This window comes from Pseudomonas sp. BN415 (assembly GCF_029871195.1).
GTDB lineage: Bacteria > Pseudomonadota > Gammaproteobacteria > Pseudomonadales > Pseudomonadaceae > Metapseudomonas > Metapseudomonas resinovorans.
On the sequence record NZ_SSOK01000006.1, the window covers coordinates 15,781 to 28,120 of the forward strand.

Below are 12,340 nucleotides of genomic sequence, written 5' to 3' on the forward strand. Positions count from 1 at the left end.
GGCGCGTCGCTTCGCGGCAGCACCCTTGATCTAGTGCCGAGAAGCTGCAAGGGGTCAGGTAGGCCGAGCCCAATTGCCGCAGTCACGCCAGGCTGGCCTCCTGCTCGCGGACGCAATGGCGGACGAGCCGGCCGTTCTCAATTTGCAGCAGGGTATCGGCGGCATCGAAGTAACGGTCGTCATGAGAAATGACCACGATGGTCTTGCCGAGACGCTGCAGGTCCGGTAGCAGCTCGGTATAGAAGATGCGGCGGAACGCCGGGTCCTGGTCCGCCGCCCACTCGTCGAACACCAGCACTGGACGCTGCTCGGTCCAGGCTTGCAGTAGCGCCAGGCGCTTGCGTTGACCGGTAGAAAGGTCCGTGGTGGAAAAGCATCCGTCATCGATGCTGACTTTATGGGCGATTTCCAGGCGCTGCAGGTACGACAGCGCATCCGCCGGCACTTCGCTGGCATCTTTCACCAGGTCTTCGAAAAGGAAGAAGTCCGACAGCACGGTGGTGAACAACTGCCGGTAGTCGTCCCGATGCCCGGCGTCCACCACCTCGCCGTCCAGCACTACGCTGCCGCTGACCGGCGCGTACAGCCCCAGCAGCAGTTTGATCAGGGTGGTCTTGCCGGCGCCATTCTCACCGACGACGAAAAGGATTTCGCCCTTGCGCAGCGAGAGGTTCAGCGGCCCCAGGGCAAAGCCCGGCGCACCGTCCTGGCTCGGGTACTGGTAACGAACGTCCCGCAGTTCGATGCTTTCGATCCGGGTCTGTACCGGACGCTTGGCGTCCTCCAGAAGGTGGGGTTCGGGTGAGGCGAACTGCTCCGACAGCTCGGCGATGCGGCGGAACGCCACCTGCGCCCGGCTGACGATGGGCAAGGTGCCCAGCAAATGCTCCAGCGGGCCCTTCATGTACAGCAGCACCAGGATGAAACCGCTCAGCGTGGCGGTGCTGGTGCTCGGCCACAGCGCTTGGTAGCCCAGGGCGACGCCGATCACGATGAAGAACAGGGTCGATCCGAATCCCTTGGCGATGACGAACTGGTTGATCGAGTCGACCTGTTTCGCGCAGATGCGCTCAGCGGTGCCCTCTATGCTCTCCTTCAGCAGGCGCTGGCGGCGCGGACGATTGATCCGCAGCTCCTTGGCGCCCTCGGCGATAGAGCGATAGTGTTTCTGCAGTTCATCTTCCTGGTCGCGGGCCTCGAAGAAGCCCTTGATCCCCCGCGCCCGGGCGAAGTACTGCACCACCGAGCCGATCAGGATCGCCAGGGTAGTGGTGAGGAACATCGCCGGCGATAGCTGGACCATGTAGAAAAGGCAGCCGAAGGTGACGCTGAACGAGACGGCTAGCGGGGCGAAGGCGAAGGCGAAGTCGCTGATGGTATCGACGTCGTGGGTCAGCACCGGGATCAGGCGGTGAGTGCGGTATCGCTCCAGTTGGTCGATGGGCGCACTGAGAATCTTCGCCCCCAACTCCTTGCGCAGCCGCGCTATCACGTGCTGGCCGACGTAGTTGGTACCGACGTCGGAGAGGATAGAGCCCAGCAGCGCCAGCGCGCAGAGGCCGCCGAAGGCCAGCAGCACACCTCGGCTGGCGCCGCCCTCGGCGTGCAAGGCGTGGTTTATGGTCGCCAGCAGTCCCGTGATGCTCACACCGCCAAGGATACCCAGCAGGGTTGAGGCCAGCAGCAGCGGCCAGAACGGGCGGAGGACCTGAAAGAGGTCGCGGAGAGTACTGCGGGATGGGCTCATCGTCTCGGATTCCAGGCTCGGCGCCGATACAGTGGCCCGTCCGCAACGGGACGGGAACGCGGCGCGTTGTGAAGTTCTTGCCAGAAGGACGAATGAGCGCAGTGATTCTTCAGGAAATACCGCGATTCAGGAGGAAAGCCCGCGCCCTTCGCGACTTGTCGATATCGCGGGGCGCAATGGCAGATGCGGGATCAGAAGCTCCCGCGGCGGGATAGCAGGAGCGCGCCGTCGGCCTGGCGCAGGGTCACTGGCAGGATCTGCGGCAATGCACCCACCAGTTGGCCGAGTTCGGCAGTCTCGTAGATGCCGCCGATGCGCAGGTCGCCGACCTCCCGGTCTGCCAGCCGCAGGGGTTGGTCCAGGTAACGGTTGATCAGCGGCAGCGCGTCACGCAGGCTGACGTCATCGAGCATCAGCCTGCCCTTGCGCCAGGCAGCCACGCTGGCGGGGTCCGCCCGGCCGAGCTGCAGTGGCCTGTTCGGGATGACGACAGCCTGCATGCCCGGGGTAAGCTCGGCGGATTGGTTGTATGCCGAGCCGCCATCGTCGCGCGACACCAGCACCGAACCTTGGCTGACGGTCACTGTAGTCCGTTCCGACGCCGTCCAGACGTTGAAGTGGGTTCCGGTGACGCGAACGTTGGCGTTGTCGGCGCGAATCACGAAGGGTCTTTCGACGTCCCGCTGCACATCGAAATAGGCCTCGCCGTCGGACAGCAGCACGCGGCGGCGGTCGCTATAGCCGAGGTAGAGGATGGCCGTGCGCCGATTCAGATCCACCTGGCTCCGGTCAGGCAACAGCACCTCGCGGCGCGCGTCCTCAGCCATGTAGTAGCGAACACTGCCCGGCAGCGCGCCCACCGACCACCCCACACCCCAGAGGCCCCCACTCGCCATCACGATCAGAGCAGCGCGCGCCAGCAGAGCGACGCCACGGTGATGCCGGCGTACAGGCGGGGCGAGCTTGATCGGGCTGGGAGGCAGTTGATCGCTAACTTGCCAGATCCTGCACATCGCCGCGTACTCCTCCGCATGGGACGGATCGGCGTCGCACCAGCGTCGGAATGCCTCGCGCTCAGCATCGGTGCACTCATCGGAATGCACGCGAATGCACCAGTCGGCGGAGATCTCGCTCAAGGATTCAGGAGGTGACTGTCGTTTGGATATCATGTCTGGAACACGGAAAATTTCACCAAGCTTACTTCAAGTGCCACTATTTTGGATGATTCGCCGTTGCCACTCTCCGCGAATTTTGCCCTGAATATCCGGTGAGCTCGTTCGTCATCGCTAAGGAACACCTCTGAGCCGCTCCGTCAGCATTCCGGAGAACCATTGCCAGGGGAACAACCTTCAGCAGAGGACCCGCGAATGACCCAGCGACTCCCCACCAACAAGCCCTACGGCATGATCGGCGTAGGCTTCGGCCCCTCCAACCTTGCCCTCGCCATCGCCCTGGAAGAGCAGGGACAATCCTGTGGTCGTCGCTTCGACAGCCTGTTCCTCGACCGCCAGGCGAACTATCGCTGGCATGGCGACACCCTGGTTAGCCAGAGCGAGCTGCAGATTTCCTTTCTCAAGGATCTGGTGTCGATGCGCAATCCCACCAGCCGCTACAGCTTCGTCAATTACCTGCACCAGCAGGGCCGACTGGTGGACTTCATCAACCTCGGCACCTTCTACCCCTGCCGCATGGAGTACAACGACTACCTGCGCTGGGTCGCGTCCTATTTCAGCGAACAGTGCGCCTACGGTGAGCGCGTGGAGCGCGTGGAGCCCGTGGCCAGCGCCGACGGCTCCGTAGAGCTGCTGGACGTGGTCTCGGTCGACGACCAGGGCCAGGAACACCGCCGCCGCACCCGTTCGGTGGTGGTCGGCACCGGCGGCACCCCGCGCATCCCTGTGGTGTTCCAGGGCATTCGCGACGACGCCCGGATCTTCCACCACGCCCAGTACCTCGGCCGCATCGCCGAGCAGAAGTGCGCCCGCGGCGAGCCGATGCGCGTTGCCCTGGTCGGCGGCGGCCAGAGCGCTGCGGAAGCCTTCATCGACCTGAACGACAGCTACCCGTCGGTGCAGGTGGACATGATCCTGCGCAACGCCGTGCTCAAGCCGGCCGACGACAGCCCCTTCGTCAACCAGATCTTCGCCCCCGAGAACACCGACCTGTTCTTCAACCAGCCCGAGACCGAACGCGAGCGGCTGATCCACGAGTTCCACAACACCAATTACTCGGTGGTGGACCTCAACCTGATCGAGCAGATCTACGGCATCTTCTACCGGCAGAAGGTGTCCGGCCTTCAGCGCCATGCCTTCCGCTGCCGCACCCTGGTGGAAGGCGCCAGTGCCCACGCCGAAGGCATTCGACTGGCCCTGCGCGACATCGCCACCGGCAAGACCGACATGCAGCTATACGATGCGGTGATCCTCGCCACCGGCTATGAGCGCAAGTCCCACAAAACCCTGCTCGCCCCGATTGCGGACTACCTCGGCAACTTCGAAGTGGATCGCAGCTACCGCGTCCGCGCCAAGCCGAACCTCAAGGCCGGCGTGTTCCTCCAGGGCTTCTCCCAATCCAGCCACGGCCTGAGCGACACCCTGCTGTCCGTGCTGCCGATGCGTGCCTGGGAAATCTCCGAAGCGCTGCTGGATATAGTCGACGCCAGCGAACTCGACCATCGCCTGCAGGTCTCGGCCTGACGGAGGGCACCCATGAACACCATGCCCATGCAGGCGCCCCGGGACCTGAAATCGGTGTGGAGCAAACCCACCGGCGAGCTCTACCGCCGTTTCGACGAGCGGCTGGGGCTCTGCTTCTCGCTGCGCACCCTGGACATCGAGGAAGACCTCGAGCGCTTCAACCGCTGGCAGAACAGCGCGCGCGTCGCGCACTTCTGGCAGGAGCAAGGCAGCCTGGACGCGCACCGGGAATACCTGGAGAAAATCGCCAAGGATCCGCACATCTTCAGTGTCGTCGGCTGTTTCGACGACGAGCCCTTCGCCTACTACGAGGTGTACTGGGCCAAGGACGACCGCATCGCGCCCTTCTACCCGGTCGGCGAGTTCGACCGTGGCATCCACATGCTGGTGGGTGAGGAGCACCACCGTGGCCCGCTCAAGGTGGACTCCTGGCTGCGCTCGCTGGTGAGCTGGATGCTGCTGGATGAGCCGCGCACCACCTGCGTCGTCGCCGAGCCCCGCGCGGACAACGACAAGATGATCGGCTACATGGAGTCCGTGGGCTTTCGCAAGGAGAAGGAATTCGATTTCCCGCACAAGCGCGCGGCGCTGATGATGCTCGACCGCTCCACCTTCGGCACGCCTCTCGCGGGCTGAACCCAAGCCGGGCGCCTCGCGCCCGGCTCCTTTCCCCTCAGGCCGCGAAGGCCTCCGCCAGGCTCCGCGCCAGCTCCCCGTATATCTCCGGAATACCCGGCATCACCGCGCTCATGCGCAGGAAGTCATGGGTGGTGCCGCCGTACTGGCGCAGCGTCACTGCGACTCCTGCTTCCCGCAGGCGTTCGGCATAGGCCAGCCCTTCATCGTGCAGCGGGTCGTACTGCGCCAGGCCGATGAAAGCCGGCGCGGCACCGCTCGGGTTGTCGCAGAGCAAGGGCGAGAAGCGCCAGTCCAGGCGGTCCTCGGGCGTGCGCTGGTACTGCTGGTAGAACCATTCCAGGGTCGCGGTCTCCAGCAGGTAGCCTTCGTCGAACAGGTCCATGGAGACCGAACCGCGGGAGGCGTCCGTACTCGGATAGCAAAGCAGCTGCAGGCGCGGTTGCGGCAGTTCGCCGCGGGCGGCCCGAATCGCTAGCACCGTCGCCAGGGTGGCGCCGGCGCTGTCGCCACCGACCGCCAGCCTGCCGCTATCGAGCCCCTGGCCGGCCCCCTCCTCCACCAGCCAGCGCAGCGCATCTTCGGCATCGTGCAAGGCGGTGGGGAAACGGTGCTCAGGCGCCCGCCGGTAGTCCACGGCGAGCACCGCGCAGGGCGTGCGCCAAGCCAGCTCGGCGCAGACGCCGTCGTGGGAGTCGAGGCTGCCCACCACATAGCCGCCGCCGTGGAAATACACCAGCACCGGCCAGGGGCGATTCGCCTTCAACTGCGGCAGGTAAAGGCGCATTCCGAGTGTGGCGCCGTCGCGGCTGCGGGTACTCAGTTCGCGCCGTTCCACGCGTTCCGGCCAGGGCCAGAGCAGGCCGGCGGAGGCCTGCTCGAATTCCTCGCGGGCAGCCCGGGGTTCCAGCGCGTGCAGCGGCTTGCGGCCGGCGAGCCTGCCCTCCTCCACCAGGTCGAGGAAAGCGGTGAGTTCAGGGTGCAATGACATGGTCCGGATTCCTCGAAAAAAGCAGTGGCGAGCGGCTCATGACGGCCGCCCGCAATGATCGATCAGGTCTTCCAGTTCCGCCTGGAAGGCATTCATCAGGGCCTGCACGGTCTCCGGGCGATAGCACTTGCGGCTGAACATGCAGCGCATCCCCAGGCGTCCGCCCTGGACCTGGCCAATGATTTCCAGCCAGTTGGCCAGTGGCGCCGAGGGACTGTGGAAGTCCCCCAGGCTTTCCGGCGCGGGTCCGAACAGGGACTGCTCGCCGGCGGCCTGGTCCGGCTGACCCAGGTAGTTGAAGGTGATGCGCGCCTGCGGCAGCCGTGCCAGGGTTTCGCGCACTTCCGTGCGGCCGAGGTAGCGCAGCACGCCGAAGCCCAGGCCGCGGTCAGGCAGCTGCGCCAGTTGCTCGCGCACCGCTCGCACCGACTCGGCCACTTCGCCGCTGCCGGGGCGCAGGCGTACCGGGAACATGCTGGTGAACCAGCCGACGGTGCGGCTCAGGTCCAGTTCGTCGAACAGATCCTCGCGGCCGTGGCCTTCCAGCTGGATCACTGCCGAGTCGTCACCACTCCAACGGCAGACCACCCGCGACAGCGCGGCCAGCAAGAGATCGTTGATCTGCGCTTGCAATGCGGCCGGTACTGCCTTGAGCAGCTGTGCGGTACGCTGCGGGTCCAGGCTCATGCCGGCTTCACCCGCCGTGCCCACCAGGTTGCGGCCACGGGGGTTGTCCAGCGGCAGCTCGGTGGGAACGGAACCGCCGAGGTGCTCGACCCAGAAGCCGAGCCCGGCTTCGCCCTCGGCACTGCGGGCCAGCCCTTGAAGGCGCTGCGCCCAATCGCGATAGCGACTGGTGGGCTGCGCCAGGCGCGGCGCCTCCCCGGCGCATTCGGCGCTATAGGCGGCGACCAGATCCTCCGACAGGACCTGCCAGGACACCCCGTCCACCGCCAAGTGATGGACCACCAGCAGCAGGCGCTCGCCACCGCTTGCCAGGCGAGCGTGCAGCACCCGCAGCAGCGGGCCGTTTTCCAGGTCCAGGCTGCGCTGGGCGCGCTGGATGGCGTCTTCCATGGCGGCGCTGTCGGCAAGGGTTTCCTGCCACAGCACCGGCGCCCGCGCCGCCTCTTCCACTGTCGCGTAACGCTGCGCCCAGCCGCCCGCGGCCTGTACGAAGCGCAACCGCAGGGCCTCGTGACGAGCCAGCAGGTGTTGCACCGCCCGTTGCAGGGCCTCGGTCTGCAGCGGCTGCAGAACATCCAGCAGCAGCGCCTGGTTGAAGTGATGGCGCTCCTCCATCGGCACCTCGAACAACCAATGCTGGATGGGCAGCAGATTGAACAGGTCGCCCTCCGGCAGCATCGAATCGGCCATGGCGATGACCGCCGAAGCGGCGTCGACGACCTCCAGCAGTTCGGCGATGGTCGGCCGGCGCATCAGGTCGCGCAGGCGGATTTCCCGGTGCAGCTGCGGATGGTTGCGGACCCGCGAGACCACTTGCAGGCTGAGGATCGAATCGCCGCCCAGCTCGAAGAAGTTGTCCTCCACGCCGACCCGCTCGATACCCAGCACCTCTTGCCAGATCTCCGCCAGCACGCGTTCCTCGGTGGTGCGCGGCGCCACATAGAAGCTGTCGAGATCGACTTCGGGCGCCGGCAGGGCCAGGCGATCCACCTTGCCGTTGGCATTCAGCGGCAGCGCATCCAGCACCACCACCTGGGCCGGCACCATGTAGTCGGGCAGCAGCCCCTTGAGGCGCTGGCGCAGCGAATCGGCCAGCCCGGCGGCGTAGCCAGCCGCCACATAGGCAACCAGCTGCCGGCCGGTCTGGCCATCGCGGGCCACCACCACGGCACTGCTCACTTCCGGCTGCTCGCGCAGGCGCGCCTCGATCTCGCCCAGTTCGATACGGAAGCCACGCACCTTCACCTGGTGGTCGAGACGCCCCAGGTAGTCGAAGGTGCCGTCCGCACGACGGCGTACCAGGTCGCCGGTGCGGTAGAGACGCCCGCCTTCGCTGAAGGGGTCGGCGACGAAGCGCTCGGCGGTCAGGCCCGGACGGCCGTGATAGCCACGCGCCAGGCCCTCGCCGCCGATGTACAGCTCGCCGGCCACGCCTTCCGGCACCGGGTTCAGCTCGGTATCCAGCACATGCAGGGTACGCGCGCCGACCCGCTCGCCGATGGGGGCGTAGGCAGCGCCACAGACGGTGTCGCCCTCGGCCTTCCACAGCAGCGGCGTGATCACGGTTTCAGTCGGCCCGTAGCCGTTGATGATGGCGCGCGGACGCAGCGCGGCGCGGGCCCGCTCGAAGGCGGCATCGGGCACTGCGTCGCCGCCGAAACAGTAGACCCGCACCGGCGGCGCCTTGCCTTCGGCCCCGGCCTGGCTGGCGAGTGCCTGCAGATAGGCCGGCGGGAAGGCCGCCACCGTCACGCCATGCACGGTCATGGCCGCGAGTGTGCGTTCCGGGGTCCACAACTCGTCGTCGCGGATCAGCAGGCTGCCACCGAATAGCAGCGGCACCAGCCAGCGCTCGTGGGCGCCGTCGAAGGCAAACGACATGAAGTGCAGCTCGCGGTCCGCCGGGCTCATCCCATAGCGCTCGCCGATGGCCTCGCAGTGCATGGCCAGCGGCCCGTGCGCCACGGCCACGGCCTTGGGCTGGCCGGTGGAACCGGAGGTGTAGATCAGGTAGGCGAGGCTGCCTTCGTGCAGCGCCATTTGCGGCGCCTGGTCCGGCAGATCGTCCAGTTCCAGGCGGTCCAGCTCCAGCCGGGTCACGCCCTCCAGCTCCGGCAGCCGCTCGGTGAGGCTGGAATGCCCCAGCAGCAGCGCCATGCCGGAGTCGCGCATGATGAACGCCAGGCGCTCGGTGGGATGCTGGGCGTCCAGCGGCAGGTAGGCCGCACCGGACTTGAGCACCGCCAGCAGCGCCACCGGCCAGTCCACCGAGCGTGGCAGCGCTACGCCGACCACCCTCTCGGGGCCCGCACCGTGCCGGCGCAGCAGTTGCGCCAGGCGGTTGGAGCGGGACTCCAGTTCGGCGAAGCTCAGGCTCTGGCCGCCGCTCAGCACCGCATCCCAATCCGGGCTGCGCCGCGCCCAGTGGGCGATGCCCTGATGCACCAGCGGCAGGGCCCGCCGCTCCGGCAGCAGGTTCAGCTGTTGCCGTGCGAGCAGCTCCTGGCCAGAGAGCATGCCGATCCGCCCCAGCGGTTGCCCGGCGTTGCCGCTGAAGCCTTCGAGCAGCTGTTCGAGGTGGCCGCGCATGGCCTCCACTTCGGCCGGGTCGAAGGACTCGCGAAGGAACATGTACTCGATTTCCAACCCATCACCGAGGGTCACCATCAAGTCCATGGCGAAGTTGGTCACGCCGTGGCCGCGCACCGCGTCGAAGTGCAGCTCGCCGTCGTCCCACTCGGCCAACAGGCGATCCACCGGCTGGTTCTCGAATACCAGGATGCTGTCGAACAGCGCCTGGCCACCGCGCCCGGCCCAGCGCTGGATCTGGCTCAGCGGCGTGTACTCGTGCTCGCGGGCCGCCAGGTTGTAGGCCTGGAGGTCGCGCAACCAGTCGCCGAGGAGCTGTTCCGGACGCGGCGCCTGGACGATGGGCAGGGTGTTGATGAACAGCCCCAGCGTGTCCTGGGAGCCCGGCAGTTGCGCCGGACGCCCGGAAACGGTGGCGCCAAAGGCCACGCAACGCTGCCCGGTATAGCGCTGCAACAGCAGCAGCCAGGCGGCCTGCACCAGGGTGTTGAGGGTGACCCGCTGACTACGGGCGAAGTCCTTCAGGCGCCCGGTGCGCTGGGCGTCCAGATGGCTGTAGATGGCCTGGTGGCCGCTTCCGGTGCGCCGCGCCGGCAGCGCCTGGGCGAGGACGGTGGGCTCCTCCAGCGGTTGCAGGCGCTCACGCCAGAAACGCTCGCTGACCAGCGGGTCGCGGGTCTGCAGCCAGTCGATGTAGTCGCGGTAGCTGCCGGGCGCCGGCAGCGGCTGGCCGAGGTAGCGGCGCAGCACCTGGCCGATCAGCAGCGACAGGCTCCAGCCATCCAGCAGCAGGTGGTGATAGGTCCATACGAAGTGGTAGCGACGCTCGTCCAGGCGCACCAGCAGCAGGCGCTGCAGGGGCGCACGCCCAAGGTCGAAGGGCCGCTGGCGCTGTTCGCGGGCCAGGGCCTGGAAGTCCTCCGCCGTGGCTTCACGATTGCGCCAGTCCAGCAGATCCACCGGCAACTGCACTTCGCGGTGGATGACCTGCATGGCATCGGCGAAGCCCTGCCAGACAAAGCTGCCGCGCAGGCTGTCGTGGCGAGCGCTGACTTCCTCCCAGGCCGCGATGAAGCGCGGCGCGTCGAGGCCGTCGATACCGACCGCCAGCTGGTTCACGTAGAGGTCGCTGCAGGGCGTATCGAGGGAGTGGAACAGCATGCCTTGCTGCATGGGCGACAGCGGCACTATGTCCTCGATGGTGTCCAGGGCCACCGGCAGCGCGGCCAGGGCTCGGGCGTCCAGGTTGCCGAGGTCCAGTCGCGCCACCGAGCGAGTCACGGCGTTCGCGTCAAGGGAGCGCGCCTGGGCGGCGAGAGCCCGCACGCTCTGGTGCAGGAAGAGGTCCTTGGGCGCCAGCGCAACGCCGGCTTCGCGAGCGCGGGCCACCACCTGCACGGAACTGATCGAATCACCGCCCAGCTCGAAGAAGTTGTCCTCGGCGCCGACCTGCTCCACGCCCAGCACCGCTTGCCAGATGCCGGCCAGCAGGGGTTCCAGCGGCCCTTGCGGCGCGACGAACAGCCGCGCTTCCAGTTCCGGCTCCGGCAACGCCTTGCGGTCCAGCTTGCGGTTCGGCGTCAGCGGCATGGCCTCCAGGCGCATCAGCCGCGCCGGCACCATGTAGTCCGGCAGCTGGGCCTGCAGCCGCTCGCGCAGGCGGCCGAGCAGTTCGTCGCCGCCCTCGGCCACCACGTAGCCCACCAGCTGCTGTTGCCGCGCCACCACTGCCGCTTCGCGTACCGCCGGGTCGGCCAGCAGGCAGGCCTCGATCTCGCCCAGTTCGATGCGGAAGCCGCGAACCTTCACCTGCTGGTCGATCCGCCCCAGGTACTCCAGGGCGCCATCGGCCCGCCGGCGCACCAGGTCGCCGGTGCGGTACAGGCGTTCGCCGCGGCCGTAGGGGTCGGCGACGAAGCGTTCGGCGGTCAGCCCCGGACGCTCGTGGTAGCCCCGCGCCAGGCCTTCGCCGCCGATGTACAGCTCACCGGCCACCCCGAGCGGCAGCGGTTCCAGATCCTCGTCCAGCACGTGCAGCGCGGTGTTGGCCAGCGCTTCGCCGAGGAACGCCTGCGGCTGCTGCTCGTCGAGGCGGCAGCGCGCCGACCACACGGTGGTTTCGGTCGGGCCGTAGAGGTTCCACAGCTCGCCGGCCACCCCGACCAGGGTGCGCGCCAGGTCCGCCGGCAGCGCCTCGCCACCACAGAGCACCTGCCGCCCGGCCAGTTCCGGCAGGCGCGGATGCTCGGCCAGCAAGCGCCAGGTCGACGGCGTGGCCTGGATGGCGCTGACGCCCTGCTGGGCGATCTGCTCCCAGAGGCGCTCCGGATCGCGGGCGGTGTCGCGGTCCACCAGCACCACGCTGGCGCCACTCACCAGCGGCAGGTACAGCTCCAGCGCGGCGATGTCGAAGGACAGCGAGGTCAGCGCCAGCATCCGGCCCTCCTCCGCCAGCCCCGGCGCGGCGGCCATGCTGGCGAGGAAGTTGCCGAGCCCGGCGCGGCGCACCGCTACGCCTTTCGGCTTGCCGGTGGAGCCGGAGGTGTAGATCACATAGGCCAGGTGCTCGCCCGTGGCCAAGGGTGCCGGGTTGGATTCGGCGCCGTCGTCATTCGATTGATCCAGCCACCAGCATTCGGCGTCGGTGCCCAACGCGTGGAGTTCGTCGCGCAACGACGACTGGCTGAGCAGCAGCGGCGCACGGCTGTCCGCCAGCATGTGGCGAAGGCGTTCGGCGGGGAACTCGGGGTCCAGCGGCACGTAGGCGCCACCGGCCTTGAGCACCGCCAGCAGCGCCACCAGCAGCTGCGGGCCGCGCTCCAGGCAGACCGCCACCCGCACCTCCGGGCCGATGCCGGCCGCCTGCAGGCGGTGGGCCAGTTGGTTGGCGCGGCGGTTCAGCTCGGCATAGGACAGGCGCAGGCCTTCCTGGCGCAGGGCGATAGCCTGCGGCGCGCGCGCCACCTGGGCTTCGAAGCGCTGCACCAGGTCGAA

5 protein-coding genes and 1 pseudogene are annotated in these 12,340 nt (G+C 67.7%); 2 read left to right on the forward strand and 4 right to left on the reverse strand.

Going from position 1 to position 12,340, the window contains the following annotated elements; genetic code table 11:
- Positions 1-82: 82 nt before the first annotated feature.
- Complete coding sequence (locus tag E8F20_RS01420; protein WP_280282109.1) at positions 83-1,747, reverse strand: cyclic peptide export ABC transporter; 1,665 nt, start codon at positions 1,745-1,747, stop codon at positions 83-85.
- 191 nt (positions 1,748-1,938) lie between these two features.
- A complete protein-coding gene (locus E8F20_RS01425) occupies positions 1,939-2,883 on the reverse strand; it encodes a FecR family protein (RefSeq protein ID WP_280282110.1) in 945 nt (314 codons plus the stop codon).
- Positions 2,884-3,114: 231 nt separating this feature from the next.
- Between E8F20_RS01425 and E8F20_RS01430 the strand changes: the two genes are divergently transcribed.
- Both E8F20_RS01430 and E8F20_RS01435 read left to right on the forward strand, forming a co-directional pair.
- The gene (locus tag E8F20_RS01430) at positions 3,115-4,443 is read left to right on the forward strand and encodes a SidA/IucD/PvdA family monooxygenase (RefSeq protein WP_280282111.1); all 1,329 of its coding nucleotides are present in this window, start codon (positions 3,115-3,117) and stop codon (positions 4,441-4,443) included.
- Between the two features lie 63 nt (positions 4,444-4,506).
- Positions 4,507-5,079 (forward strand): annotated as a pseudogene (locus E8F20_RS01435) (GNAT family N-acetyltransferase); the annotation flags it as partial.
- A gap of 37 nt (positions 5,080-5,116) precedes the next feature.
- Here E8F20_RS01435 and E8F20_RS01440 read toward each other — a convergent pair.
- Positions 5,117-6,070 (reverse strand): alpha/beta hydrolase, encoded by a 954-nt coding sequence (locus E8F20_RS01440; protein WP_280282112.1) that lies wholly within the window; start codon positions 6,068-6,070, stop codon positions 5,117-5,119.
- Between the two features lie 36 nt (positions 6,071-6,106).
- The gene (locus E8F20_RS01445) at positions 6,107-12,331 is read right to left on the reverse strand and encodes a non-ribosomal peptide synthetase (RefSeq protein ID WP_280282113.1); all 6,225 of its coding nucleotides are present in this window, start codon (positions 12,329-12,331) and stop codon (positions 6,107-6,109) included.
- Between the last annotated feature and the right edge of the window lie 9 nt (positions 12,332-12,340).